The sequence below is a fragment of the Novosphingobium lindaniclasticum LE124 genome (genome assembly GCF_000445125.1).
In the GTDB taxonomy this organism is placed as follows: domain Bacteria; phylum Pseudomonadota; class Alphaproteobacteria; order Sphingomonadales; family Sphingomonadaceae; genus Novosphingobium; species Novosphingobium lindaniclasticum.
Map to the genome: position 1 here is coordinate 1 of NZ_ATHL01000032.1, position 26,781 is coordinate 26,781.

The window sequence follows — 26,781 nt, forward strand, 5'->3', positions numbered from 1 at the left end:
CCCCGCCGCCGCCCCCGCCGCCGCCTCCCCCGCCGCCCCCGCCGCCGCCTCCGCCGGTCGTGGAATGCAACAAGGGTCCGTACATCGTGTTCTTCGACTGGGATAAGTCGGACATCACGCCGGAAGCCGCCACCATCCTCGACAGCGCCGTCAGTGCCTATGGCAACTGCAACAGCGTTCCGATCATGCTGGCCGGTTACACCGACCGTTCGGGTACCCCGAAGTACAACCTCGGCCTGTCGTCGCGTCGTAACGACGCGGTCCGTGCGTACCTCACCAGCCACGGCATCCCCGACGGCTCGATCTCGAGCCAGGCCTTCGGTGAAGCCAACCCGCGCGTCCCGACTGCTGACGGCGTGCGCGAGCTGCAGAACCGCCGCGTCGAGATCACTTACGGTCCGGGTTCGGGCATGTAAGCGAACCGGCAACGGTTACAGATTGGGGGGTCGGAGAAATCCGGCCCCCTTTTCTTTTGCCCATCGTCTTTTGCGAGATCGGTTCGCCGGAAGCCGACGTCGGGCACAAAAAAACGCCCGGCGATCCGCCGGACGTTGATTTGTCGAAAGCTGCCGCGGAAGGGTCAGACGGCGTAAGGCGTAGTATCCGTCAGCCCCGCGTCCGCAAAGCCGGCCTTGCGCAGACGGCAGCTGTCGCATTCGCCGCAAGCCAGATCGCCCGGCTGGGGGTCGTAGCAGGACCAGCTCATGCCCGCATCCATGCCCAGACGATCGGCCTCACGGGCGATATCGGCTTTGCCCAGGAATTGCAGCGGTGCATGGATCTTGAAATCGGCGCCCTGGTCGCCCTCCTTCGTTGCCAGCCGCGCGATATCCTGGAACGCGGCGATGAACTCCGGCCGGCAATCGGGATAGCCCGAGTAGTCCAGCGCGTTCACCCCGATGAAGATGTCCGTCGCGCCGATCGCTTCCGCCCAGGCCAGCGTCAGCGACAGGAATACGAGATTGCGGGCAGGAACATAAGTCACCGGAACGCCGGGGCCGATGCCGTCCTTGGGTACGTCGATATCGTCGGTCAGCGCCGATCCGCCGAACTGCCGCAAGTCCAGCGGCAGGATAACGTGACGCTCCGCCCCCACGAACGCGGCGATCGTGCGAGCCGAGTCGATCTCGCAGCGGTGGCGCTGGTTATAGTCGATGGTCAAGGCATTCACGGCATAGCCCGCCTCGCGCGCCATGCCGGCAACGACCATGGAGTCGAGACCGCCGGAAAGAAGAACGACCGCCTTGCGGCCTACGGTATCTGGAGAATGCTGCATCGGCCTGCGCTAGGCTTTCGTGGAAGCGATGACAACCTTGGCCTTGGACTCAGCGGCAGGCGCCCGCGCGGCGGCCTTCGCCGGCATAGGCAAACGGCTGGCCGTTGACGATGCCCTGGGAATCGATCTGGACCAGCGCATTGGTCTCGCGGCGGATGCGCGTCCGGCCATAGCCCTGGCCCGCGCACATATACTGCACCACCACTTCTGTCGGCGAATCCTCGACCGTCACCGATTTGCAATTGAGGCCCGGATGGCGCAGCTGGATCAACTGGCGCCCGCTGCGAATGCAGATATCGCCGGCGCTGCCGCCAGTGCCGTGCTCCCGCAGTTCCCAGGATCCCGGCTCGAGCTGGTCCAGCATCTCCAGCGACCGCTTCTGGCCGGTCGCCTCAGTGCCCAGCATCAGCGCCGCGCCGCCTGCCAGCACCAGCAGACCGCTTCTGGCCAGCCGGCCGGATCGGAAGGAGGGCCTGCGAACCGAAGCCTTCGGTCCGCGCGCCTGATTTCGCACCTGCAGCATTGTCATGGGACCCATATCGGCATTCCCCCTCGACAAGACAAGCCAGTCGTTGGGATGATGGGATCAGACAGGTACGTGCAGGATCTTGGAGCAGAATGCGCAATCGACCGGCACCATTCCGGTCTCATCGCGCATGTCGATGCGCTCGCTTTCGGGAAAGCGGCCCAGGATGTTGCGATAGTATTCCACCGAGCAACGGCATCCACGCGCCAGCGGTTCCAGCGGTTCCACCCTGACTTCGCTTTCCTCATGGAACAGCCGCCACACCAGTTGCTCGAGATTGAGCACCGGATCCACCAGTTCGGCCGGCTGAATGCTCTGCGACATGATGGAGACATGCTCCCAGTCGGGATGCGCCTCCTTGGCATGAAGCCGCTCCTTGCCTTCCTCGCCGTCGGGCAGATGCTGCACGAGCATGCCGCCAGCCACGCATCGCTCGCCATTGGAGCGAACCGAGACCCGGATGAGGGTCGGAAGCTGTTCGGACTGGGCGAAGTAGTTCTCGCAGGCTTCCGCCAGGGAAGCCCCTTCCAAGGGCACGACGCCCTGATAGCGTTCCTTCGAGGTTTCCAGATCGAAGGTAATCGCCAGATAACCGCTGCCGAACATCGCTTCCAGCGAGCAGTCTTCTTCCAGCCTGTCGACCAGCGCCGGATCGTGCCGCAAGTAGCCGCGCAGTTCCCCGCCGCGATAGTCGCAAACCAGCAGATCGACCGCGCCGCCCTCGGCCTGGGCCTGGAAGGTGAGCTGGGCTCCTTCCTCCTTCAGCAGCGACCCCATCAGCGCGGTCAGCACCAGCGCTTCGGCCAGGACATGCTTGACGACCTTGGGGTAGCTATGCGCCGACAGCACGGTTTCCAGCACCGGCCCCAGCCGCACGACCCGCCCGCGCGCATGGCGCGCGGGTACGGTGAAGGCCAGGACACGATCGAAGCCGGTGTCGTCGGTGCGGGGCAGATCGTCGCTCACAGCTTGCCCAGCGCCCAGAGCAGCACGGACTTTTGCGCGTGGATCCGGTTCTCGGCCTCGTCCCAGGCTGCCGATTGCGGCCCGTCGATCACGTCGTCGGTCACTTCTTCGCCGCGGTGGGCGGGAAGACAGTGCAGGAACATCGCGTCCTCGGCGGCGGCGCTCATGAGCGCCGGATTCACCTGGTAGGGCTGCATCGCCGCCACATGAACGTCTCCGCCGACCTGGCCCATCGACACCCAGGTATCGGTCACGACCACCTGAGCGCCGCGAACGGCTTCCACAGGATCCTGCGTGAAGATCACTTCGCCGCCGGCCGCCCGCGCGCGCTCCACGAAGCCGGCGTCCGGCTCGTAGCCGAGCGGTCCCCCGATGCGGACGGTGAACTTCATCAGACCAGCGGCCTCGATGAGCGAGTTGACGACGTTGTTGCCGTCACCCAGCCAGGCAAGTTGCAGCCCCGGCAGCGAAAATCCGCGCTCGACGATGGTCAGCAGATCCGCGACGATCTGGCAGGGATGCGAGAGATCGGTCAGGCCGTTGATCACCGGCACGTCGGCATGACGCGCAAGTTCCTCGATCTTGGCGTGATCGTCGGTACGGATCATGATCGCATCGACCATGCGGCTGAGCACACGCGCAGTGTCCGCAACGGTTTCGCCCCGGCCGAGCTGCGTGGATCCGGATTCGAGGATCAGCGCGCTGCCGCCAAGCTGACGCATCGCCATGTCGAACGAGACTCTCGTTCGCGTCGAGTTCTTCTCGAAGATCATGGCGAGGACATGTCCGGCGAGCGGGGCATCGGCATCGGGCTTGCCCTTTGGCCAGTCCTTGCGCGCTGCCTTGCGGTCGATGGCGTCATCGATCATGGCGGCCAGGACGGAACCGCCGGCGTCGCTCAGGTCTACGAAATCCCGGCTCATCAGGCGACCTCTTCCGGTTGATAGCTTGCAGCCGCAGCCGACAGCCGGTCCATGAATTCGTCGATGTGGCTGTCGTCGATCACCAGCGGCGGCAGCACGCGCACCACGTTGTCGCCAGCAGAAACCGTCAAGACCTGATGGTTGTCGCGCATGTGGGCCACGAAAGCCCGCGGTTCGATCTTCAGCTTGATGCCGATGAACAGGCCCCGGCCATGGACGGATTCGAACAGCTCGGGATAATTGCCGATGAACTGCTCCAGCCGGCCGCGCAGGCGCTCACCCTTGGCGCGCACGTCGGCGAGGAAGCCTTCGTCCGAAACGACATCAAGCACTGCGCCGATCGCCGCCATCGCGAAGGGATTGCCGCCGTAGGTGGAACCGTGCGCGCCGATGACCATGCCGCGGGCCGCTTTTTCAGTGGCCAGGCAGGCACCGACCGGGAAGCCGCCGCCGATGCCCTTTGCCGTAGACAGGATGTCCGGTGCGATGCCGAACTGCTCGTAGGCGTAGAGCGTGCCGGCGCGGCCGACGCCGCTCTGCACTTCATCCAGGATCAGCATGAGATCATGCTCGTCGCACAGCGCGCGCAGGCCCTGAAGGAACTCATTGGAAGCGATCCGGATGCCGCCTTCGCCCTGGATCGGTTCGACCAGGAAACCGGCAGTGTTGGGGCCGATGGCAGCCTTGGCCGCTTCCAGGTCGTTGAACTCCAGGTACTTGAAGCCTGCCAGCAAAGGCAGGAAGCCCTTGTGCATCTTTTCCTGGTTCGACGCGCTGATCGTGGCCATCGTGCGGCCATGGAAGGCGTTCTTGAACGTGATCAGCTCGTACTTGTGGTCGTTCCCGACATGCTGGTGATAGGCGCGCGCCGTCTTGATCGCACACTCCACCGCTTCCGCACCGGAATTGGTGAAGAATACGGTGTCTGCGAAGGTCAGCTCGATCAGGCGCTGCGCGATCGCCTCTCCCTGGGGGCTGCCGTAGAGATTGGAGACGTGCATCAGCGTCTCGGCCTGCTTCTGTATCGCACCGATCAGCCCTGCGTGCGAATGGCCCAGCAGGTTCACGGCAATGCCGCTGGCGAAATCGAGGAATCGGCGGCCGTCTTCACTGATGAGGTGGCAGTGTTCGCCGCGAACGGGCCGAACGCCGCACCGGGGGTACACGGGCATCAGTGGTGTGATCGACATGACGGAATTCCTCGATAACGAAACAGTGAAGTGAGAACGGGAATCGCAAACGACAAATGGCGGCCCTATCCGGACCGCCATTTGCGCGCTTTTAGGCGTTTGCAGGCCCTCGGTCAAACAACCGAGGACGTTGCGGGCTGGATCAAGCCTGGAGCGGCGCCAGGTTGACCGCCGAGTACTTGCCTCGTCGATCGACCTCGATGTCGAACTCCACGCGATCGCCCTCGTTCAAGGCACCGAGGCCCGAACGCTCAACTGCGCTGATGTGAACGAATGCGTCCGGCTGGCCGTCATCACGGGTGATGAAGCCGAAGCCCTTCATGGAGTTGAAGAACTTCACCGTGCCGCTGGCCTTTTCACCGGTCAGCTGACGCTGCGGTGCAGGTTCGCGCTTGGCTACGGGGATCACGTCGCCGACGACGACGAGTTCGCTGGCCGAAATCTTGCCGCCGCGATCGACGAGCTGGAACTCGAGCTGCTGACCTTCAGCCAGGCCTTCGAGGCCGGCACGCTCCACGGCGCTGATGTGCACGAAGATGTCTTCGCCGCCGTCATCGCGCTGGATGAAGCCGAAGCCCTTGGCGCCGTTGAAGAACTTTACGACGCCCTTGCCCTGGCCGACGACCTGGGCAGGCATGCCGCCGCCGCGCGGGCCGCCGAAGCCACCACCGCCGCCGCGCGGGCCGCCGAAACCGCCGCGATCACCGCCGCCGCCGCCGAAGCGATCACCGCCGCCGAAACCACCGCGATCGCCGCCACCGCCGAAGCGATCGCCGCCGCCGCCAAACCGGTCACCGCCACCGAAACGATCCTGGCCGGCAAAGAACGGATCGAACTCGTTCTCCCCAAAACCACCATCGCGCTTGTCGCGTCCCCTTCCGCGACGACCTCTGTCAAAACCCATGTCTACGAACGTACCTTCGCTGCGCCCCAAAAAGCATGAACCCGGAAACGTGGACGAACCGTGCCGGGCGGCAGACAGGACAGCCGGGCCAAGCCGGTTCCTACCTGCAATCGCGAGTCATACACGAGGTTCTGCCACATGGCGAACACAATTAAGGGCCATTTTCCCGCCAAAACGACGAAATATCGCATTTCCACGACGTTCCGGCTTGCTTTTCGCGGGACCGGCCCTCTTGACGCGGACGGTTTTCGGGCCGAACCGACCTCAAACGGCCCGCCTCAACCCGGAGACTCGCTTTCATGTTCCGCCAGATAACCGAAACCGTCTTCGCCAGCCCGCAGATCGGCACCGCCGCCATCGCCGAGGCGAAAGCCCTGGGGATCGTACGGATCGTCAACAACCGCCCGGAAGGCGAGAGCGACGATCAGGTTCCCGGCGAGGTCATCGAGGCGGAAGCACGGGCGGCAGGCATCGATTACGTCGCCATCCCGGTCGGCCACGGCGGCTTCAGCCAGGCCCAGGTCGACGCCATGGCGGAGGCGCTCGACAGCGCACAAGGTCCGGTTCTGGCCTATTGCCGGTCCGGCACGCGCTCCACGCTGCTCTGGGCGCTTGCGCGGGCGAAGGCCGGCGACAATCCCTCGGTGATCGCGTCCAAGGCGGCTGCGGCAGGCTACGACGTCTCGCCCATCCGCCAGTTGATCGACATGTTCGCCGCAGGCGGCTGAGCTTTCCCGGCGACAGTGCCGCAGCCCGAGATTTCTGAACACCAGCGTTCTGGATGATGAAACGGCACAAAAAAGGGGCCGGAGCGGCTGGCTCCGGCCCTTCAAGTTTGTGTTCGCAGGAGGAACGACGGGAGGCGGCGACGGGTCGTAGGAGAGTTGGAAGTACCCGCCGCCGCCAAACTTGAGATCAGTTGTAGGCGCGCTCTCCGTGCTCGCCGATGTCGAGACCCTCGAGTTCGACCTCGGGAGCGACCCGCAGGCCGGTGACTGCCTTGGCGATGAGGACGGCGACCGTGGTGCCGACAGCCGACCAGACGATGGCGACCAGGACCGCGATGACCTGCGTGGCGACCTGCGAGCCCATCGAGAAGTCGGCGCCGCCGGGGCCGCCGAGCGAAGGCGAATAGACGATGCCGGTGCCGATGGCGCCGACGATGCCGCCCACGCCGTGGACGCCGAAAGCGTCGAGCGCGTCGTCATAGCCGAACATCGGCTTGAGCTTGCTGACCGCGAAGAAGCAGACGACCGAAGCGACCGCGCCCAGGATCAGGGCACCGAACGGGCCGGAGTTGCCGGCAGCCGGCGTCACCGCCACGAGACCGGCGACGATGCCCGAGCAGAAGCCCAGAGCCGAACCCTTGTGGCCGGCGAGACGCTCGGTGACCATCCAGGCCAGGCCCGCAGCAGCGGTGGCGACGAAAGTGTTGATCATGGCAAGCGCGGCCGAACCGTTGGCTTCCAGCGCCGAACCGGCATTGAAGCCGAACCAGCCCACCCACAACAGGCCGGTGCCGACCATGGTCAGCGTCAGCGAGTGCGGGGGCATCGGTTCTTGCGGGTAACCCTTGCGCTTGCCGAGGATGATGGCGGCCACCAGCGCGGCGATACCGGCGTTGATGTGGACCACGGTGCCGCCGGCGAAGTCGAGGGCGGCGGGAAGTTCGGTGCCGAACATCTTGCCTTCGAACAGGAAGCCGCCGGCTGCCCAGACCATGTGCGCGATCGGGAAGTAGACGATGGTCAGCCAGACGATGCCGAACACCATCACCGCCGAGAACTTGATGCGCTCCACCGTCGAACCCAGCACCAGGGCCAGGGTGATCGCGGCGAAGGTCATCTGGAAGGAGATGAAGATGTATTCGCTGATGACTTCATCGCTGAAAGTCGCCGCCGTGCTGTCGGGCGTTACGCCGGCGAGGAAGAACTTGCCCCAGCTTATGAAGGCATTGCCCTCGGGGCCGAATGCCAGGCCGTAGCCGTAGACGACCCAGAGCACCATCGCCAGCGAGGCGGCGGCGCCGATCTGCGTCATCGTCGACAGCATGTTCTTCGAGCGGGTCAGGCCGCCGTAGAACAGCATGAGGCCGGGGATGATCATGAGCAGGACCAGCAGGGTCGAGGTCATCATCCAGGCGTTGTTGCCGGGGTTGGGCACGGGCGCCGGCGCGGCGGCGGCTTCCTGCGCCCAGGCAGGCATGGCGGCGAACAGCGACGCACCCAGTGCGCCCGCGCCGCAAAGAATCTTGCGGTTCATCGTGGTTTCCCTCCTGTCGAAAGCGCCGTTCAAAGCGCGGTGTCCCCGGACTCGCCGGTGCGGATGCGCACGGCAGAGGCAAGGTCGAGGACGAAGATCTTGCCGTCGCCGATGGCTTCGGTGCTGGCGACCTGCTGGATCGTTTCCACGATCTTCGGCGCCAGATCGTCCGGCGCGGCCACTTCGATCTTCACTTTCGGGAGCATGTTGGTCGAGTACTCGGCCCCACGATAGATTTCGGTCTGACCCTTCTGGCGCCCGAAGCCCTTCACCTCGGTCACGGTCATCCCGGCAACCCCAATCGCGCCCAACGCTTCCCGAACTTCGTCGAGCTTGAAGGGTTTGATGATGGCTATGATGAACTTCATGCCTATCCCCTGTTTCTCACCGACCCCGCGCCGGTTGAAACTGGATAAGCAAAGGGCGTGCCAACTTGTTCACCGGCACGTTTCCGGGTGAAGTTACTCAGGCCGACGCAAGCGCAGCATAATGTATAGCTCGATTCCTGAGCAGTTGCCTATTTTTTAGGCAGCTCCAGAGAAGCGAACACCGGCAGATGGTCCGATCCTATCGCCGCGAGCGGGCTATGATGCACATTCGTTCCCAGGATCGACCATTGCTGCGACACAATGATGCGGTCGAGCCTGGCCAGGGGACGCCGAGAAGGGAAGCTGCGGCCCGGCGCGAGAACGTGCCAGGGCTCGTGGAACTCCCGGAAACAGCCGCCACCGGCGGACCACTCGTTGAGATCGCCCATCATCACGGTCGGAACGTCGCTCTCGCAGCCGTCGACATGGGCGAGCACGCTTCGCACCTGCAACCGGCGTCGCAGGCCCGAGAGATCGAGGTGCATGCCAACGACCCGGAAACGATGACCTTCGATTGAGAGATCCGCGCGGATAGCCCCTCTCGGCTCCAGCACCGGCAGGGGGACCGCCTCGGCTTCGAGCAGATCGATACCCTTTCGCACGAGGATGGCATTGCCGTGCCAGCCGAGGCTGTCCGGCTTCATCGACAGCGGGACCGGCACGTAGTCGGTCGTGGTATGGATCGCATCGAGCGGCAGCGCGCTCATGCGGCGGCCGAACCGCCGGTCCACTTCCTGCAAGGCGACGACGTCGGCGTCGATCTCGCGCAGGACCGTCAGGATGCGTTCGGGATCGCGCCGCCGGTCCAGACCGACGGCCTTGTGGATGTTGTAGCTGGCGAACTTGATCTGCAACGAAGGACTTCCGGCCAATGGGATAGCGTAGCAATCCGCCGCAATAGCATGCGGTTCCCTGTTCGTCGTCCCGGACGTGGGGATCAGCGTTCCTTGGTCGCGCTGAAGGTCAGGTCCGGGTTGCGTTCCTGCTGGTAGCTGACGTCCCAGGCGGAGCGGGCCATGAACACCGGGTCGCCGTCGCGGTCCTTGGCGAGGTTCATCTTGTTGAACTCGCCGAAGTCGCGCAGCGTCTTGTCGTCGCCCTTGATCCAGCGCGCAGTATCGAAGGGCGAGCCTTCCAGCACGGCTTCCACCTTGTATTCGGCTTCGAGACGGCTGATCAACACGTCGAGCTGGAGCTGACCGACCACGCCGACGATCCACTGCGAGCCGATCTCCGGGTAGAACACCTGGATCACGCCCTCTTCCGACAAATCGTCCAGCGCCTTGCGCAGCTGCTTGGTCTTGGTCGGATCCTTCAGCGCCACGCGGCGCAGGATTTCCGGGGCGAAGTTCGGCAGGCCGGTGAAGCGCACCTGGTTCTTCTCGGACAGGGTGTCGCCCACGCGCAGGGTGCCGTGGTTGGGAATGCCGATGATGTCGCCCGGCTCTGCATTGTCCGCGATCTCGCGGTCCTGGGCGAAGAACAGAATCGGCGAGTGCACCGCGATCGGCTTGCCGAGGCCCGACGGAGTCAGCTTCATGCCGCGTTTGAAGGTGCCCGAGACCAGACGCATGAAGGCGATGCGGTCACGGTGCATCGGGTCCATATTGGCCTGGACCTTGAAGATGAAGCCGGTGACTTCCTTGTTGTCCGGCTCGATCGTGCCCTCGTTCGAGGGCTGCGGGCGCGGCGGCGGCGCGAACTTTTCGATCGCGTCGATCAGTTCGGTGACGCCGAAGTTCTTGAGCGCCGAGCCGAAGTAGACCGGGGTGAGGTCGCCGCCGCGATAGGCCTCGACGTCGAATTCGGGATAACCGGCCTGCGCCAGTTCGAGTTCTTCCGCCACGGCGTCGGGCAGGGTCGCGCCCTCGTCGACTTTGCCGAGGAACTCCTTGCTCGCACCCTCGGGACGGCTGATCTTGCCGCTCTCGATATCGAGAATGCCCTCGAACAGCCCGCCCATGCCGACCGGCCAGGACATCGGGCAGACGTCGAGCGCCAGCATGTCGGCCACTTCGTCCATCAGGTCGAAGCAGGCGCGGCCCTCGCGGTCCACCTTGTTGATGAACGTGATGATCGGCACCGAGCGCAGGCGGCAGACCTCGAAGAGCTTGCGGGTCTGCGGCTCGATGCCCTTGGCGGCGTCGATCACCATGATCGCCGAATCCACCGCGGTAAGCGTGCGGTAGGTGTCTTCCGAGAAGTCCTCGTGACCCGGCGTATCGAGCAGGTTGAAGGTGATCCCGTCGCGCTCGAAGGTCATGACCGAGCTGGTCACGGAAATGCCGCGCTGCTGCTCGATCTTCATCCAGTCCGACCGCGCGCGCCGCGCGGCACCGCGTGCCTTGACCTGCCCTGCCAGGTGAATCGCGCCGCCTTGCAGCAGCAGCTTCTCGGTCAGGGTGGTCTTACCGGCGTCTGGGTGCGAGATGATCGCGAAGGTACGCCGGGACTGGTGGGGGACGTTGCTCATCGGCGCGCTATTAGTGGCCGCGGGGCAAGATGGAAAGGGGCCAGATAGAAGGGGAAACGTGGCTGCCCCCTTCCCCTACCCGGACCGGCTGTCCCGCTTCAGCCCCCACGCGCGACCTGGAAGCCGGCGAAGGACTGGCTCACCGGCATGAGTTCCAGCGTGTTGATGTTGAGATGCGCCGGCAGGGTGGCGACCCAGAGCACGGTTCCGGCGATGTCCTCCGCAGTCATCGGGTTCGCGCCGCCGTAGAGATTGTCCGAGGCCTGCTGGTTGCCGCCCGTGCGGACCAGCGTGAATTCGGTTTCCACCATGCCCGGCTCTATCGAGGTGACGCGCACGCCGGTACCCGCAAGGTCCGAGCGCAAACCGAGCGAGAACTGGTGCACGAAGGCCTTGGTGCCGCCGTAGACGTTGCCGCCGGCATAAGGATATGTCGCCGCCACCGAGGACAGGTTGACGATCGCACCCTTGCGCTCGACCAGCGCGGGCAGCAGCTTGTGGGTGAGCGAGACCAACGCGGTGACGTTGGTGTCGATCATCGTCTTCCAGCTTTCGAGCGAGGCGCTCTGGGCCGGTTCAGTGCCGAGTGCGAGGCCGGCATTGTTGACGAGGCAATCGATTCCGGCGAACTCGGCCGGAAGAGCGGCCAGGGCGGCATCGCGCGCCGCTTCGTCGCGCACGTCGAAAACGGCCGCGTGGAACGTGTCGGCGCCCAGTTCGGCCTTCAGCGCGTCCAGGCGTTCCGCGCGGCGGCCGGTTCCGATCACGCGCCAGCCCGCTGCCACGAAAGCACGGGCGCAGGCTTCACCGATACCGGACGTGGCGCCGGTCACGAGTGCGGTCTTCATCGGGAAAGTCTCCTTCAATCGGCGGTGAGGACGCTGACGTCCATGCGGAAGCTGCGGCTGGTGCCAGGCTCGAGCGAGAGCACGCCCGGCTTGGCGCGAAAGTCTCCGGTGTAGCCGAGCGGATCGGCGATGCCCTGCCAGGGTTCGATGCAGAGATAGTTCGCGCCGGGCTTCTGCCATATGCCCAGCATCGGCGTGTCCGGGAAAGCGACGGCAAGCTGCGTGCCGCCCGGCGCCCCGAAAGTGAGCGAGCGGCTGGCAAGCCGGTCCCAGATCAGCGCGTCGGTTTCGAACAGTGCGGCGTCGGGCGTGAGCAGGTGCCCTTCCACGGACGTGGCTACCGGCTCGGGCAGGACGAGGCCGGTCGGCATGTCGATGCGGCGGATCGGCTGGGGTTCGCCCTGCTCGAAGGCAATCGTGTGGTCGGCCTTGGCGGCGCCGCCGGGGAGCGGCCAGGCGAAGGCGGGGTGATAGCCGAAGCTGAAGGGCATGGCCTCGCCGCCGTCGTTCGTGACGGTCGCGGTGGTGCGCAGGCTCATGCCTTCGAGACGGAATTCGAGATCGAGCGCGAAGGCGAAAGGATAGACCTTGCGGGTTTCCGCGCTGTCGCGAAGGCGCAGGCGGACGTGGTCGGGCGCGGTTTCGACCACTTCGAACAGCGAATGCCGCGCGAAACCGTGCTTGGGCAATTCATATTCGCTGCCGTCCAGCCGGTAGCGATCACCGTTCAGCGCGCCGACGATCGGGAAGAGGATCGGCGCATGGCCGGTCCAGAACGCCGGATCGGCGTCGGTCATGTATTCGCGGCCGGCGCGGTCGGCAAGCGACCAGAGCTCGGCTCCGAACAAGGCAATGCGCGCCGTGAGGTCGCCGGAGGAAATGGTCACGAATTCCACGTCAGTCACCGGCTCTCTCCTGAATTTCCGTCGTCCCGGACTCGATCCGGGACCGCTGTCAGTTCTTTAGGCACTTCCTCGCGAGCAAGGCGCCGCCAGCGGTCTCGGGTCAGGTCCGGAACGACGCATTACATTACCCTCTAAGCACCGCGCCCAGCTTGGCGGCGGCGGCTGTCACCTTGTCGCTGATCGCCTTGAGGTCTTCCTCCTTGTAGCTCTTTTCGAGCGGCTGGAGTGTGACTTCCAGCGCGAGCGACTTCTGGCCTTCGGGAACGCCTGCCCCCCGAAAGTCATCGAACAGCCGGGCCGAGACGATGTTGGCCTTGTCCGCGCCCGCCACCATGCGGACGAGGTCGCCTGCAGCAAGCTCTGCCGGCACGAGGAACGCATAATCGCGCGTCACCGCCTGAAGCGCCGGGGGCGCATAGCGGGTGCGGGCGAAGGTGGCGGCGCCCTTCTTGCCGGGAATCGCGTCGAGGTAGATCTCGGCCATGGCCACCGGGCCTTCGATGTCGAACTGCCTGGCGACCGTAGGGTGCAGCATGCCGAAGCGCGCCAGCACGTTCTTGGGGCCAAGGCGCAGCGTAGCCGACTGGCCGGGGTGGAACTGCGAACCAGCCTCACCCATCACTTGCAGCTTCTCGACCGGAGCGCCGGCTTCGGCCAGCAGCGCGGTGACTTCGGCCTTGGCATCGTAGGCGTCGAACGTCGCCGCCTTGCCCGTTGCCCAGCCGCGCGAGACCTTCTCGCCCGCCAGCACGAAGCCGAGTGCAAGGCGCTCATCGCTCGCACCGCCCTCACCGCGCAGATAGCGGCGGCCGAGTTCGAACAGGCGCAGTGACGAAGCCCCGCGATCGAGGTTGCGCTTGGCCGCCATCAGCAGGCCCGGCAGCAGCGAAGGCCGCATGACCTTCATGTCCTCGCTGATCGGGTTGGCCAGCGACCACAGGGCGCCCCCATTTCCATTTGCGCCGTCCGCAAAGGCACCGGCCTCGGCGGAGGGCAGGAACGACCAGGTGACCGCCTCGTGCAGACCGCGCGCGGCAGCGGCACGGCGAACGCGGCGTTCCAGTGCCTGGGTCGGGGTGGCGGTCGGACGGGCGACACCGTCCGCACGCGGCAGGGCGACGCTGGTCACCTTGTCGAGGCCGTGGATGCGGACGACTTCCTCGACGATGTCAGGCGCGCCATCGACGTCGGGGCGCCAGCCGGGGACGGTGACGGCCCAGGCCTTGTCGAAGTTCGCCTGCTCGGCGACCACCGAGAAGCCCAGGCTCTCAAGGATGCGCTGCTGTTCGGCCTCTTCGATGCGAACACCGCCGAGCTTCTCGGTCAGCGCCGGATCGAAGTGGACGATCTTCGGCGTGGCCGGGGCCGCACCGCTGCGCACCGTCTGCGAGGCTTCACCGCCGCACAGCGTCTGAATCAGCTGCGTCAAGTGATCGAGGCCGGTATCGAGGAAATTCGGATCGATCCCGCGCTCGAAACGGCTGCGCGCGTCTGAGGTAAGGTTGAGCTTGCGGCCGGTCCTGGCGATGCGCTCCGGATCGAAGTAGGCAATTTCGAGCAGGACGTCGGTCGTCTCGTCACCGCAGCCCGAATGCTCGCCGCCCATGATCCCGGCGATGTCGTGCACGCCCGAATCATCGGCGATCACGGTCATTTCGGCGTCAAGCGTATAGGTCTTCTCGTTGAGCGCGACGACCGTCTCGCCATCCCTGGCGCGGCGCGCGACGACAGCCCCGTTCAGCTTGGCCAGGTCATAGGCATGCGCCGGGCGGCCATAGGCCAGCATGATGTAGTTGGTGGCGTCCACCAGCGCCGAAATCGGACGCTGGCCCGCGGCCTTCAGGCGCTTCTGCAGCCACTGCGGCGAGGGGCTGTTCTTCACGCCCTTGATGACGCGGCCATAGAATGCCGGGCAACCCTCGGCATCGTCGGTACGCACCTCGACCGGGCAGGGGAAGCTGCCGGCGATGTCCAGCACTTCGATCGGCTTCAGCGTGCCGAGGCCGGCGGCGGCCAGATCGCGCGCGATGCCGTAGACGCCCATGCAGTCCGGGCGGTTGGGGGTGATGGCGACTTCGATCACCGGATCGGCGCCGTGGTAGTCCGCGAAAGGCGTCCCGACCGGCGCATCCTGGGGCAGTTCGATGATGCCGTCATGGTCTTCGCCCAGTTCCAGCTCGCGTGTGGAGCACATCATGCCGTTCGATTCGACGCCGCGCACGGCGGCGACCTTCAGCACCATGCCGTTGGCGGGCACCGTAGCGCCCGGAAGGCCGAGCACGCCGACAAGGCCCGCGCGGGCATTCGGTGCGCCGCAGACGACCTGAAGCACGCCCTCGCCGGTATCGACGGTGAGAACCTGCAGCTTGTCCGCCTGCGGATGCTTGTCCGCCGTCAGCACTTTTGCCACGCGGAAGCCGGCCAGCTTGGCGGCGGGGTCTTCGATGCCTTCGACCTCGAGGCCGATGGCGTTGAGCTTCAGGGCGATATCCTCAAGCGAGGCGTCGGTCTCAAGGTACTGCTTGAGCCAGGAAAGCGAGAACTTCATTTTCTAGATCCTTCCCGCGCTCAGGCCGGAGTGCCAACGCCGCCCGAAAGGGTCGGCACGTCGAGGGCGGAGAAACCGTAGTGGGAGAGCCAGCGCACATCGCCGTCGAAGAAGGCGCGCAGGTCGTCCATGCCGTACTTCAGCATGGCCAGGCGGTCGATGCCGATGCCGAAGGCGAAACCCTGCCATTCGTTCGGATCGAGCCCGGCGAATTCGATGACGCGGCGGTTGACCATGCCCGAGCCGAGCACTTCCATCCAGCCGCCCTCGCCCTTCGACGGGTCGCCGCCGATCACGCGCTTGCCGTCGATCAGGGTGAAGCCGATGTCCGCTTCCACCGAGGGTTCGGTGAAGGGGAAATAGCTGGGGCGCAGGCGCAGAACGATGTCCTCACGCTCGAAGAATGCTTTCAGGAAGGTTTCCAGCGTCCACTTGAGGTGGCCGAGGTGGACCTGCTTGTCGATCACCAGGCCTTCGACCTGGTGGAACATCGGCGTGTGCGTGGCGTCGCTGTCGGAGCGGTAGACGCGGCCCGGCGCGATGATGCGCAGCGGGGCGCCCTGCTGGAGCATGGTGCGCATCTGCACCGGCGAAGTGTGCGTGCGCAGCAGCATCTCGCGGTTCTGCGCATCGCGATCCGGGAAGTAGAACGTATCGTGCATCGCGCGCGCCGGGTGGCTTTCCGGCATGTTGAGCGCGGTGAAGTTGTGCCAGTCGTCCTCGATCTCCGGCCCGGTGGCGACCGAGAAGCCAAGGTCCGCGAAGATCTCGGCAATCTCGTCCATCACTTGCGAGATCGGGTGCACGGTGCCGCGCGGCGCTTCGGGTGCGGGCAGCGAAAGGTCGATCGTCTCGTCTGCGAGACGGGCGTCCAGCGCCGCCGTCTCCAGCGCGTCCTTGCGGGCGGCGAGCGCGTCGCTCACGCTTTCGCGCAAGCCGTGGATCTTCGGCCCTTCGACCTTGCGCGCTTCGGGATCGAGCTTGCCCAGCGTCTTGAGCAGGCCGGAGATCGAGCCCTGCTTGCCCAGAAATTCGACGCGCAGCGCCTCCAGCGTATCGAGATCGGATGCTTCCGCAATCCGCGAGAGCGCCTCCTGGCCGGTTGCTGCGTAGTCCACTGGTGGTCTGCCTGACTGTTGCTGAATATCTGGAAGCGCGGTCCTTAAGGGGACGGCGGCCAAATCGCAACGGCGGACAGGTTATCTACCGCCTGCCCTGCCATGGCGGACACTCTCGCGCATGACCGGTCCGGTTATCGGCTTGTCGAGTAGGGCGTACTGCCGCGGGGTCATGCCCATGAACGCGCGGAAATCGCGCACGAACTGCGCCTGATCGTGATAGGCCGCGTCGATCGCGCCGATCCACTTGCCCTTCGGCTCCCGCGCGAACTGCTCTATGCTGCGCAGGAAGCGCTGGCGGCGCAGCAGCAGCTTGGGAGAAAAGCCGAAGGCGGCGCGGCAGATCCGTTCGAGCTTGCGCGGATGCGTATCGACCCGCGCCGCGAGGTCGGCGGCGGAGCGGATCTCCGGGTCGGCAACGGCGTTGCAGATCGCCAGGATCAGCGCCTCATGCGGCACCGGACGGCGCGGCATGGCTTCAAGGTGGGCGATGAGCAGATCCAGCTGCTGCCCGGGAGACGCGGACGTCTTGAGAAGATCGTAGAGCGGCTGGAACTGCGCAAAAACGGGATCCTGCTCGCCGTCCGCGAGCCGGTCGGCGTAGAGATGCGCCGGAACGCCGACCAATGCGGCCCAGCCCAGCGGGGTCAGACGGAAGCCCCATTGGCGCGCCATACCCAGGGAAATCCGCACTTCCTGCGAGCGCGGCCCGGCAACGGTGAAGCCGGCGCCCTCGATCTTCGAACCGCTGCGCATCCTGCCTTCGGCTCGCGCGCCGTAGTGGAACCGTAGCGAAGCCCAATCGGGCGGCATCACGTCATGGAGACGCTCGCCTTCGCCCATATCGATTTCGCAGTAGAACAGGACCGAGACGTACCGGTCCAGCCCCGCAGGCACGGGGCAATATTGTATGACGACGCGCCTTGCTGTCATGCCCTGTCTGTCTTCGTGCCGAAGCACTCTCCTGCCCCTGGTAACAGACCGCAAGGGAAGCGCAAATGAGCGAAACGGCGGCCCGGACGCCAAAAAAACGGGGCGTGGGTGACTGGCACCCACGCCCCGGATTTTCATCGCGCGATCCGCGAGGCCGGCGTTCCGACGCCGGCTTCGACGGTTCAGGCCGGGATGGCGGCCTTTGCCTGAGCGATCACGGCCGAGAACACCGAACCCTCGTTCATGGCGAGGTCGGCCATCGACTTGCGATCCAGCTCGATGCCGGCGAGCTTAACGCCGTGCATGAACTGCGAGTAGGTCAGGCCTTCGGCGCGGACGGCAGCGTTGATGCGCTGGATCCACAGAGCGCGGAAGGTGCGCTTCTTGATCTTGCGGTCGCGGTAGGCGTACTGGCCGGCCTTTTCGACGGCCTGGCGGGCAACGCGGATCGTGTTCTTGCGACGGCCGCGGTAACCCTTGGCCTGTTCGAGAATACGCTTGTGCTTGGCGCGGGTGGTTACGCCCCTCTTGATACGGCTCATAGGTCAGTACTCCTCAGTTGAGCCCGTAGGGCGCCCACTTCTTGATCGTCTTGGCATCGGCGTCGGAAATGACTTCGGTGCCGCGATTCTGGCGGATGTACTTGCCGTTATGGCTCATCAGGCGGTGGCGCTTGCCGGCGACGCCGTGCTTCACCTTGCCGGTGGCGGTGAGCTTGAAGCGCTTCTTCACACCGCTCTTGGTCTTCAGCTTGGGCATTTTCGTCTCCTTTCACAGGGACACGTCCGGTCAGCCATGGCAGCCCTTTTCGCCAGGCGGACGCGCGAATCTCTTTGGTAAAGACTCAACCGTGTCGATTGAAGGGCGCGCCTTTAGTGGGAGAAGGGCAGCGTGGCAAGAGAGAAGACGAGGCACGCGTTCTTCCCCGCCCTGCACCCAGAACCTGCACCCGCGGTAGAGCCCCCGCCGCGACCGGATGCCCGCCGCGACCTCTACAATGAGACGAGCCCCGGCCGCCCGGCCGCGGGACAGGCAATCTCGCCTTGATACCGGAAGGAACGAATACGTGCGTGCATCTCTCGGAGCAGCCCTGATCATCGCCGCGGCGCTGGGCTCCGCTCCCGCTCTCGCCAAGGACGGCGAAGGCCGCGTCAGCGCCGGCATCACTGCCGGAACGCTCGGCATCGGCCCCGAACTCGGCTATCGCCTGTCCGAGAACATCGGCCTTCGCGCCAATGCAACCTTCTTCTCCTTCGGCCACGACATCCATTCGGACGACATCCGCTACGATGCGGACCTGAAGCTGCGCTCGGGCGGTGCCATGATCGACGTCTATCCGTTCGGCGGCGGCTTCCGCATTTCGGGCGGACTGCGCGTCAACGGTAACAAGGCCCGCGGCACCGGCCGCCCCAACGACGGCGCCAGCTACACGATCGGCGGCACGACATACAGCGCCGCCGAGATCGGCATGCTCCATGCCGAGACGGACATCAACAAGGTCGCGCCCGCTCTGACGCTCGGCTACGGCGGCGGTCTGTCCAAGGGCGTGACCTTCGGCATCGAGGCCGGCGCGCTGTTCCAGGGCAGCGTGAAGGTAAAGCCGCTCACCGTCACCGGCGTCTGCGCCGATTCGAGCATCGGTCCTTGCGCCGCGCTGGCCGCCGATCTCGAAGCCGAACGCCAGAGCGTCAACGACGATATCGACGATTACAAAGTCTATCCCGTGCTGCAGCTGACGCTGGGCTACCGCTTCTGACGAGCCGCGAGGCGCCGTTGGCGAACGGCGCCTCGCTCCCTCAGTGGTGGCAGTCGAGCGCGTCCACCACGTCCTCCAACCGCGCCGGATCTCCCAGCGCCAGGATGTGGCCGTCCGACTGGGCATGGAGCGGCTCGCCGTTCCAGTCGCACATCGTTCCGCCCGCACCCTCGACGATGGGGACGAGCGCCGCCCAGTCGTGCAGCTTCAGACCCGCCTCGCAGACCACGTCGAGGTGGCCGCTGGCCAGCAATCCGTAGTTGTAGCAGTCGCCGCCCATGACCATGCGCTTGTGGTCGGTCTTGGCGGCCAGCGCCATGAAGTGCTCGCCCTGGTGGTCGTCGAAGTAGTGCGGGCCCGTCGTGGCCAGCATGGCGTCCGAAAGTTCGCGGCAGGCGCGGGTGCGCACTTCCTTGCCGTTGAAGGTGGTGGCGAAGCCGCTTGCGCCGACCCAGCGCTCGCCCAGGATCGGCTGATCGATCACGCCCAGCACGGGCCAGCCATCCACCAGCAGGGCGATAAGGGTGCCGAAGATCGGGCGCCCGGCGATGAACGAGACGGTGCCGTCGATCGGATCGAGTACCCAGGTCCGGTTCGAGGAGCCCTCCTCGCTGCCGAATTCCTCACCGATCACGCCGTCGCGCGGGACTTCCGCCTTGAGGATGCGGCGGATGGCTTCCTCGGCCGCGCGGTCGGCCACGGTCACCGGCGAGGCATCGCCCTTGCGCTCCACCCCGACGCCGGAGCGGAAGTGCGGGCGGATCGCTTCTCCCGCGGCGTCGGCAAGGCGAAGGGCAAGGGCGATGTCGTTATCGAGTTTCATGCCCCCAGCTTTGCCCGCCCTGGCGATCACTGGTCAAGGGAGCATCGGCAGAGAAACCCTACCAGCAAGGGGCGGAAAAAACCGCAAACATATGGTTTTTACCAGGTTGCGGCCGCTCCGGCGCTTTCCTATCCAGGTGATGGGCCGTCGACAAAAGAGGGGGTGGGAAGCAGGGGCCATGTACCAGAAAGTACGGCCGGCGATCGATGGGGCGATCGCGCCGGAACAGGGGGTGACAAAGGACGGTCAGCCGCTCAGCTACAATCGTGCGCCCGCGCCCGACCTCGCCCCCTGGATATCGCGGCTCTACGTCGCCAAAGTCGCTGCCCCCATCGACTACGCCGTCCAATGCGGCCTTTTCGACGATACCGCATTTCTGCGCATCCAACTTGCCGGGCTATGGGAAGCGGAGACCGCCTCCGGGCGGGTCGAGGCAGGCAACGCCGCGCTGTTCTTCGGCCCCCAGTCCCGGCGCATGCCGATCCGCGTCACCGGAAGCTTCATCAGCCTGGGACTGGCCTTTCGCCCCGGCGCCTGCACAGCGCTGGCAGGGCCGCGCCTGAGCGATCATCTCGATCGATTGAGCTCCACCGACGTAGTGGCCATCCCGCCGGACCGCATCATGGCGGCGCTGGAACCGGGCGCCGATCCCGAAACCTGGCTGCTCGCGCTGGAAGCGATCCTGCGGGAGCGCATCCGGGAAGCGGCCTGCCGCCCGCCCGATCCGGTGAGCGCCCTGTTCGAAGGGATCTGCTACCGCGATCCCGCCATGTCGGTCGCCAAGGCCGCGGCGGCCTGCGGTGTCGAGCGGCGCAAGCTCGAGCGGGTGGTCAACCGCGATTTCGGCATGCCGCCCAAGCAGGTGCTTCGCCGCGCCCGCGCCCTGGACATGGCCAGCTACCTGCGCGGCGTGGCCGACCGGGACGAAGCGGACGAGATGGCGCTGCGCTACTACGACGAAAGCCACTGCATCCACGAGTTCACCGAGCTGTTCGGCATGCCCCCGCGCCAGTTCGCGCAGACTCCGCAGCCGATCCTTACGCTCACGCTCGAATCCCGGCAGGCGCGGCGGCTGGAGGCCTTGCAGCGGCTGCAGCCCGGGCAGGCGCGTCCCTGGCAATAGCGCGAGCCCGGATCACTTAAAAAAAGTTCCACATGGAACAAAGGCGCGCCCTCACGAAGAGGACGCGCCTTGAAGACGGATCACGGCCCCGGACTACGCCGGAAGTTGATCGCGGATCAGTCGAACAGGCTGGAGACGGAGCTTTCGTCGGCGATGCGGCGGATGGCCTCGCCGATCAGCGGCGCGATCGTCAGGATACGGATCTTGTCGGACTGCTGCGCGGCTTCGGTGGCCTGGATCGAATCGGTGATCACCAGTTCCTTGAGCGCCGAGTTGGTGACACGCGAAACCGCTGCACCCGAGAGCACGCCGTGGGTGATGTAGGCGGTGACACTGGTGGCGCCCTCGTCCATCAGCGCCTGCGCGGCGTTGCAGAGCGTGCCGCCCGAATCGATGATGTCGTCGATCAGGATGCAGGCGCGACCCTTGACGTCGCCGATGATGTTCATGACTTCCGACTGGCCGGGCTTGTCGCGGCGCTTGTCGACGATCGACAGCGGGGCGTTGTCGAGGCGCTTGGCCAGCGCGCGGGCGCGCACCACGCCGCCGACGTCGGGCGAGACCACCATCAGCGACTGATCGCCGTACCGCGCCTGGATGTCGGCCGCCATGACCGGCGCGGCGAAGAGGTTGTCGGTGGGGATGTCGAAGAAGCCCTGGATCTGGCCGGCATGCAGGTCGACCGAGAGGACGCGATCGGCACCGGCTTCGGTCAGCAGGTTGGCGACGAGCTTGGCCGAGATCGGCGTGCGCGGTCCCGGCTTGCGATCCTGGCGGGCGTAGCCGAAGTAGGGGATCACGGCGGTGATGCGCTTGGCCGAGGCGCGACGCAGCGCGTCGATGCCGATCAGCAGCTCCATCAGGTTGTCGTTCACCGGGTAGCTGGTGGGCTGAACGATGAACACGTCCTCGCCGCGCACGTTCTCGTGGATTTCGACGAAGATCTCCTCGTCGGCGAAACGGCGCACGGCCGCATCGGTGAGCGGCAGCTCAAGATATCCCGCGATCGCGCGTGCGAGCGGAAGGTTGCTGTTGCCGGACATGATCTTCATTGCGAATCCCCGAGACGGCTTGTGGTGATGGGTTAGGCTGGACGCGGTCGCCTCTAGCCATGAGTCATCGGATTGCAACAGAAAGCGTCGGCCGTCACCGCGCGATCCCTGCGCAAAGGCCGGCACCGGACAACCCGGAACCGGCCTTTGTATTGACCAGACAACTGGTTGCGCTACCGATCCCGGTGCTCGCCCTTGATCCAGCGAACGGTGCCGGAACTGGCGCGCATGACGACGCTTTCGGTGGTCATCCTGCCGCCCTTGAGCCGCTTCACACCCGAGAGCAGCGAGCCGTCGGTGACGCCAGTGGCCGCGAAGATGCAGTCGCCCTTGGCGAGGTCTTTCAGAGTGTAGATCTTGTCCAGGTCCTGGATGCCCCACTTGCGGGCGCGGCTGCGCTCGTCCTCGTTGCGGAACAGCAGCCGGCCCTGGATCTGGCCGCCGACGCAGCGCAGCGCCGCCGCCGCCAGGACGCCCTCCGGCGCTCCGCCCGAACCCATGTAGATGTCGATCGTGGTGTCCTCGTCGGTCACCGCGATCACGCCCGCCACGTCGCCGTCGGGGATGAGGTGGATGCCGCAGCCGATTTCGCGCAGTTCCTCGATCAGATCGGCATGTCGCGGACGGTCGAGCACGCAGACGATGATCTCGTCCGGCCGCACACCCTTGGCGGCGGCGACGGCGGACACGTTCTCGGTCGGCGTCCTGTTGAGATCGATCACGCCCTCGGGATAGCCCGGCCCCACGGCCAGCTTCTCCATGTAGACATCCGGTGCGTTGAGCAGTCCTCCCGCCTCGGCGGCGGCAAGCACCGCAAGCGCGTTGGGCCCAGCCTTGGCGGTGATCGTCGTACCTTCCAGCGGATCGAGCGCGATATCGATCTTCGGCCCGCTGCCCGGCGCGCCGCCGACCTTTTCGCCGATGAACAGCATCGGCGCCTCGTCGCGCTCGCCTTCGCCGATCACGACGGTGCCGTCCATGTAAAGCGTATCAAAGGCCTTGCGCATTGCTTCAACTGCGGCATGGTCTGCCGCCTTCTCGTCGCCGCGCCCCACCAGGCGCGATGCCGCGATGGCAGCAGCCTCGGTAACGCGGACCATTTCGAGGACCAGCACACGGTCGAGAACTTTACTTGCGGGCGTCTTGTTTTCAGGCATGTTCACTCTGGATTAATCCCAGGAAGAAAGGTTCTGAGAGCGGCTTATACAGAGGATTTTCACTTGTCGAGAAGTTGGCGGTTACTGTTCGCAATCTCATTATTAGCGGCCGCGCCCGCGATTGCTCAGCCGACTGGCGGAAGTACCGCCGGTGCCGCCCGCCAGACCGGCGCCGCGTCGACGGCCTCGGCCAACGGCTCCGTTTCCGATGAAGACCGCGCCATCGCCCAGCGGATGATGGGGGCGAGGGGCCGGGCCACGCCCGAGCCGGCGCGGCAACGCTGCCTGCGCGATTCGCGCAATGCCAAGCCGGGCGAAATCGTCGTCTGCGCCCCGGACGAGGACAAGTACCGCGTCCAGTCCACCTCTCAGGAGGATCCCCTGTCCGATCAGGCGCTGAACGACGGCCGGCTCACCCCACCCGACGTGGCTGGAAACGGCATCTTCAAGGGCAAGGCCACGGCTACTTTCGGCAAAGTGAAAAAGCCGTACCTGATCGATCTGAAATCCATTCCCGAAGCGCCGGCAGGGTCGGACGCGGACAAGATCGCCAAGGGCGAAATGCGCGCCGACTGACCGTAGGGATCTAGCCGGGAAACGGGCGCACGGCGGCGCCCGCTTTGTCTCAGCCTTCGATGATCTGCATCACCAGCGGCCGAACCGCGAGGCTCTGCGATCCATCGAGAATGCGCAGCGCCTCGGTCACGGCCGATTCCGGGCCTTCGTGCGTGACCATGGCCAGGATCACCTCGCCGGTCTGCGCGTCTTCGCCCTTCTGGATCATGCTGGCGATCGAGACTCCCGCGTCGCGCATGGCGGCAGTGATCTCGGCCAGCACACCCGGACGGTCGGGCACGGCGAAGCGGATGTAGCTGCGGCTGCGGCGATGGCCGGTCTCGGCCGGTTCCATCGCTTCCAGTTCGCCTTCCGGCATCGAGAAGGCCGCGCCTTTCTCGCCGCGCGCGATATCGATGATATCGGCCACGACCGCGCTGGCGGTCGGCCCGTCACCGGCGCCTGCCCCCTGAAACAGCAGGCGGCCCATGAAGTTGCCTTCGGCCACGACCGCATTGGTTGCGCCGTCGACATGGGCGAGCGGGTGGTCGAAGGGCACGAGGTGCGGATGGACGCGCTGGAACAGGCGGGCGGTGCCGTCCGTCCTGTCGATCTCGCTCATGCCCAGCAGGCGGATGACATAGCCGAGCGAGCGGGCCTGCTCGATGTCGGCCGCCTTCACGCGCGAAATGCCGGTGGTCTCCACCGCATCGAAGCGCAGGCGTGAACCGAAGGCGATCGCCGCCAGGATCGACAGCTTGTGCGCGGCATCGATACCCTCGACATCGAAGGTCGGATCCGCTTCCGCATAGCCCATGCGCTGCGCCTCCGCGAGGACGTCCCCGAAGTCGCGGCCGGTGTCTTCCATGGTGGAGAGGATGTAGTTGCAGGTGCCGTTGAGGATGCCATAGACCCGCTCGATGGCATTGGCGGCAGCGCCCTCGCTCAGCCCCTTGATGACCGGGATGCCGCCCGCAACCGCAGCCTCGAACTTGAGCGCGACGCCTGCCTTTTCGGCAGCCGAGGCCAGTTCCAGCCCGTGATGCGCAATCATCGCCTTGTTGGCGGTAACCAGCCCCTTGCCCTTCCCGATGGCACCGCGCGCCAGCGCCAGCGCCGGACCGTCCGAACCGCCGACCATCTCGACCACGACGTCCACATCGGACCGTGCGGCAAGCGCGGCGGGATCGTCCTCCCAATCGTAGCGGGAGAGATCGACGCCGCGATCCTTGGTGCGATCGCGGGCGCTGACCGCCGCGATGCGAATGGGCCGACGCGCGCGGCGGGCAATAAGTTCGGCATTGGTCTCGATAAGACGGACGACGCCCGTTCCGACGGTGCCGAGACCGGCCAGCGCAATATTCAGCGGTTCAACCATGGACAACCCTTTCGGGATCGGGCCCTAGGGTAGCCCACGGCGAAATTCCAGTACCTTCGCATGACACTGGGATAAAACCCAGCCTCCGGATTTCAGCCTGCGGCTTTCGCTCCCTGGCCCAGCGCCCGGCGGCACGCGCCGAGGTCCGCCAGCACCGTCTGGTAATCGGCGGCGGCCTGACGGCGCTCTTCGATGCCTTCGGCCACGTTGGTCCCCGGCGGCGGCGCGCTCGGCAAAAAGCAGGCCAGACGATACCACTCGACGGTCTCGGGCCTGGGCGGGTTTCCGACATCCGCCACCAGTTCGGAGAACGAGACGCCCCAGGCCGGCGGCGCGCCCGGCTCATGGCGGACCGTGATCGACGCGGCCGAACCATCCTTGGTGTTGAGGAAGATCTGCGTCTCGCCCTGCCCGGCCAGATTGCCCGGAACGTACATCAGCTCGCGAACGCCGGTGATCTTGACGGGGGCGTTGCCGGAAAGCAGCGATTGCAGAATGCCGCGAACGCGGGCTTCGGCCTGCTCGCTCCAGAGCTGCTGGGCGGTTGGCGTGACCAGTTGCAGCTCGCCGGGACGGCCCGGCACGGCGCGGGCGAACAGCAGCACGTCCTGCTTCTTGAGCTTGGGCGCCTTGCCTCTGGCATCGAGCGGCAGGTCCACCAGGTAGACGAACGATTCGCCGATCGGCGCATTTCCGGCGATCAGCGCCTGGGTCTGCCCGGTCATGTAGAAGCGCCCCATCCCCGGGGCCAGGCCGGGCGCGCGTTCGTCCTCCACGCGGACCATCTTGCGAATCCGGGCCTTCACAACCAGCCCGGCCGATTCGGAAAGATCGGCGATATCCGCAAAAGTCGGGCCGCCGGCCTGGGTCAGGTCGCCGCTCGCCGCATCCTGGGCAATGCCACCGGTTACCCCCTGTGCGAGCACCGGAACCGCCTGCACAGCGAGCGCAACTCCTACTAGGTTCGCCATTACTCGGTGCAGATTAGAGGACATCGGGGGAACTCTCCGTGGAAAAATGCCAGCCTATACCGGCTTTGGGGACGGCGACAAAATCTCCCCTTGTGGATTGGAACTTATCAGCCCTGAATTGACCGTTAACCGTTGACGCGCCGATAAGGCGTTGCACAGGTGCAACTGTCGGGCTAAGGAAACTCGCAAATTGGGGCAAAAAAACGAACAAGCCCCGCGGTTCGCCTCCCGTTAAAAGTTTACGGATGGGCTGACTGTCAGCCGTCAGGGTGGGTAATTTGGAGTTTCGTCATGGGTCGTGCTTCCGGGCAGGTCCCATGGACGCCCTTGGACACGTCCTGCTCGGGCTTTTCCGGGGCATGATAATGGAGTGATGCGTTTGAATGGCTTACGCTGACCAGCAAATGAGCGGTAACAAGATTACCGCGCTTGTCATTGTTGCGCTGATCCACGTCTTTGTAGGCTATGCGCTCGTCACGGGCCTGGCCTACCAGGCTGCGCAACAGGTCATCAAGAAGGTGACCACAGTCGACATCAAGGAAGAACAACCGAAGGAGGAAGAGCCGCCGCCGCCGCCGCCGAAGCAGGAAGAAGCTCCGCCGCCGCCGATCGTCGCGCCTCCGCCGCCGATCAACATCGCTCCGGCCCCCCCGCCGGTGCAGACCGTGGTCACGGCTCCGCCGCCGCCGCCGGTGGTGATCACGACCGCGGCTCCGCCCGCTCCCC

Annotated in this window: 27 protein-coding genes and 1 pseudogene; 6 read left to right on the top strand and 22 right to left on the bottom strand. The window is 65.6% G+C overall.

Features of this window, described 5'->3' with window-relative positions:
- A partial coding sequence (locus L284_RS28545; protein WP_021232705.1) for an OmpA family protein occupies positions 1-416 on the top strand: 416 nt, incomplete at its 5' end.
- A 164-nt stretch (positions 417-580) separates the two neighbouring features.
- Here L284_RS28545 and queC read toward each other — a convergent pair.
- From queC to L284_RS48995, 6 genes are all read right to left on the bottom strand, one after another.
- Entirely contained in the window at positions 581-1,276 is a 696-nt protein-coding gene (queC, locus tag L284_RS28550; RefSeq protein ID WP_021232706.1) for a 7-cyano-7-deazaguanine synthase QueC, read from the bottom strand.
- A 49-nt stretch (positions 1,277-1,325) separates the two neighbouring features.
- Complete coding sequence (locus L284_RS28555) at positions 1,326-1,805, bottom strand: hypothetical protein (protein ID WP_235054293.1); 480 nt, start codon at positions 1,803-1,805, stop codon at positions 1,326-1,328.
- Positions 1,806-1,862: 57 nt separating this feature from the next.
- Positions 1,863-2,768, bottom strand: a complete 906-nt coding sequence (gene hslO / locus L284_RS28560; protein ID WP_021232708.1) for an Hsp33 family molecular chaperone HslO — start codon at positions 2,766-2,768, stop codon at positions 1,863-1,865.
- Positions 2,765-3,691, bottom strand: coding sequence for an ornithine carbamoyltransferase (argF, locus tag L284_RS28565; protein ID WP_021232709.1), 927 nt, complete (start codon positions 3,689-3,691; stop codon positions 2,765-2,767). Before argF ends, hslO begins: the two co-directional genes overlap by 4 nt.
- Positions 3,691-4,881 carry an aspartate aminotransferase family protein gene (locus L284_RS28570; RefSeq protein ID WP_021232710.1) on the bottom strand — a complete coding sequence of 397 codons (1,191 nt, stop codon included), beginning with the start codon at positions 4,879-4,881 and terminating at the stop codon, positions 3,691-3,693. Before L284_RS28570 ends, argF begins: the two co-directional genes overlap by 1 nt.
- A 142-nt stretch (positions 4,882-5,023) precedes the next feature.
- A complete protein-coding gene (locus L284_RS48995; protein ID WP_031341511.1) occupies positions 5,024-5,785 on the bottom strand; it encodes a cold-shock protein in 762 nt (253 codons plus the stop codon).
- Between the two features lie 299 nt (positions 5,786-6,084).
- On the opposite strand from L284_RS48995, the gene L284_RS28575 reads away from it, so the two are divergent.
- Positions 6,085-6,513 (top strand): TIGR01244 family sulfur transferase, encoded by a 429-nt coding sequence (locus L284_RS28575; RefSeq protein ID WP_021232711.1) that lies wholly within the window; start codon positions 6,085-6,087, stop codon positions 6,511-6,513.
- Between the two features lie 187 nt (positions 6,514-6,700).
- On the opposite strand, the gene L284_RS28580 is transcribed toward L284_RS28575, so the two are convergent.
- The 11 genes from L284_RS28580 to rpmI all read right to left on the bottom strand — a co-directional run bounded on the left by L284_RS28580 (position 6,701) and on the right by rpmI (position 17,999).
- On the bottom strand, positions 6,701-8,047 hold the full coding sequence (locus L284_RS28580; protein ID WP_021232712.1) for an ammonium transporter: 1,347 nt from the start codon (positions 8,045-8,047) through the stop codon (positions 6,701-6,703).
- Positions 8,048-8,076: 29 nt separating this feature from the next.
- Positions 8,077-8,415: a P-II family nitrogen regulator gene (locus tag L284_RS28585; RefSeq protein WP_021232713.1), complete on the bottom strand. Its 339-nt coding sequence runs from the start codon at positions 8,413-8,415 to the stop codon at positions 8,077-8,079.
- Positions 8,416-8,564: 149 nt separating this feature from the next.
- Positions 8,565-9,269: an endonuclease/exonuclease/phosphatase family protein gene (locus L284_RS28590; RefSeq protein WP_021232714.1), complete on the bottom strand. Its 705-nt coding sequence runs from the start codon at positions 9,267-9,269 to the stop codon at positions 8,565-8,567.
- An 83-nt stretch (positions 9,270-9,352) separates the two neighbouring features.
- Positions 9,353-10,888: a peptide chain release factor 3 gene (locus L284_RS28595; RefSeq protein ID WP_021232715.1), complete on the bottom strand. Its 1,536-nt coding sequence runs from the start codon at positions 10,886-10,888 to the stop codon at positions 9,353-9,355.
- Positions 10,889-10,986: 98 nt separating this feature from the next.
- Positions 10,987-11,736, bottom strand: a complete 750-nt coding sequence (locus tag L284_RS28600; RefSeq protein WP_021232716.1) for an SDR family NAD(P)-dependent oxidoreductase — start codon at positions 11,734-11,736, stop codon at positions 10,987-10,989.
- A gap of 14 nt (positions 11,737-11,750) precedes the next feature.
- Entirely contained in the window at positions 11,751-12,641 is an 891-nt protein-coding gene (locus L284_RS28605) for an aldose 1-epimerase family protein (protein WP_031341513.1), read from the bottom strand.
- Between the two features lie 124 nt (positions 12,642-12,765).
- Positions 12,766-15,189 carry a phenylalanine--tRNA ligase subunit beta gene (gene pheT / locus L284_RS28610; RefSeq protein WP_021232718.1) on the bottom strand — a complete coding sequence of 808 codons (2,424 nt, stop codon included), beginning with the start codon at positions 15,187-15,189 and terminating at the stop codon, positions 12,766-12,768.
- Between the two features lie 20 nt (positions 15,190-15,209).
- Positions 15,210-16,307 carry a phenylalanine--tRNA ligase subunit alpha gene (pheS, locus tag L284_RS28615; protein ID WP_021232719.1) on the bottom strand — a complete coding sequence of 366 codons (1,098 nt, stop codon included), beginning with the start codon at positions 16,305-16,307 and terminating at the stop codon, positions 15,210-15,212.
- A gap of 81 nt (positions 16,308-16,388) precedes the next feature.
- On the bottom strand, positions 16,389-17,240 hold the full coding sequence (locus L284_RS28620) for a helix-turn-helix domain-containing protein (protein ID WP_160172090.1): 852 nt from the start codon (positions 17,238-17,240) through the stop codon (positions 16,389-16,391).
- Between the two features lie 182 nt (positions 17,241-17,422).
- Positions 17,423-17,782 (bottom strand): 50S ribosomal protein L20, encoded by a 360-nt coding sequence (rplT, locus tag L284_RS28625; RefSeq protein WP_021232721.1) that lies wholly within the window; start codon positions 17,780-17,782, stop codon positions 17,423-17,425.
- Between the two features lie 13 nt (positions 17,783-17,795).
- Positions 17,796-17,999, bottom strand: a complete 204-nt coding sequence (gene rpmI / locus L284_RS28630; protein ID WP_021232722.1) for a 50S ribosomal protein L35 — start codon at positions 17,997-17,999, stop codon at positions 17,796-17,798.
- Positions 18,000-18,306: 307 nt separating this feature from the next.
- On the opposite strand from rpmI, the gene L284_RS28635 reads away from it, so the two are divergent.
- Positions 18,307-18,996: a hypothetical protein gene (locus L284_RS28635; protein ID WP_021232723.1), complete on the top strand. Its 690-nt coding sequence runs from the start codon at positions 18,307-18,309 to the stop codon at positions 18,994-18,996.
- A 40-nt stretch (positions 18,997-19,036) separates the two neighbouring features.
- Here the strand turns inward: L284_RS28635 and hisN are convergent, their stop codons facing one another.
- A complete protein-coding gene (hisN, locus tag L284_RS28640) occupies positions 19,037-19,819 on the bottom strand; it encodes a histidinol-phosphatase (RefSeq protein WP_021232724.1) in 783 nt (260 codons plus the stop codon).
- Positions 19,820-19,997: 178 nt separating this feature from the next.
- Between hisN and L284_RS28645 the strand changes: the two genes are divergently transcribed.
- On the top strand, positions 19,998-20,942 hold the full coding sequence (locus tag L284_RS28645; protein WP_021232725.1) for a helix-turn-helix domain-containing protein: 945 nt from the start codon (positions 19,998-20,000) through the stop codon (positions 20,940-20,942).
- A gap of 116 nt (positions 20,943-21,058) precedes the next feature.
- On the opposite strand, the gene L284_RS28650 is transcribed toward L284_RS28645, so the two are convergent.
- Positions 21,059-21,994: a ribose-phosphate pyrophosphokinase gene (locus tag L284_RS28650; protein WP_021232726.1), complete on the bottom strand. Its 936-nt coding sequence runs from the start codon at positions 21,992-21,994 to the stop codon at positions 21,059-21,061.
- A gap of 173 nt (positions 21,995-22,167) precedes the next feature.
- Positions 22,168-23,151 (bottom strand): class II fructose-bisphosphatase, encoded by a 984-nt coding sequence (gene glpX, locus L284_RS28655; RefSeq protein ID WP_021232727.1) that lies wholly within the window; start codon positions 23,149-23,151, stop codon positions 22,168-22,170.
- Positions 23,152-23,214: 63 nt separating this feature from the next.
- On the opposite strand from glpX, the gene L284_RS28660 reads away from it, so the two are divergent.
- Positions 23,215-23,727 (top strand): hypothetical protein, encoded by a 513-nt coding sequence (locus L284_RS28660; protein WP_235054294.1) that lies wholly within the window; start codon positions 23,215-23,217, stop codon positions 23,725-23,727.
- A 49-nt stretch (positions 23,728-23,776) separates the two neighbouring features.
- Here the strand turns inward: L284_RS28660 and L284_RS28665 are convergent, their stop codons facing one another.
- Positions 23,777-25,084: a homoserine dehydrogenase gene (locus L284_RS28665; RefSeq protein WP_021232729.1), complete on the bottom strand. Its 1,308-nt coding sequence runs from the start codon at positions 25,082-25,084 to the stop codon at positions 23,777-23,779.
- A gap of 92 nt (positions 25,085-25,176) precedes the next feature.
- Positions 25,177-26,010: a hypothetical protein gene (locus tag L284_RS28670; protein WP_235054295.1), complete on the bottom strand. Its 834-nt coding sequence runs from the start codon at positions 26,008-26,010 to the stop codon at positions 25,177-25,179.
- Positions 26,011-26,438: 428 nt separating this feature from the next.
- Between L284_RS28670 and L284_RS28675 the strand changes: the two are divergent.
- A pseudogene (locus L284_RS28675) lies at positions 26,439-26,781 on the top strand (energy transducer TonB); the annotation flags it as partial.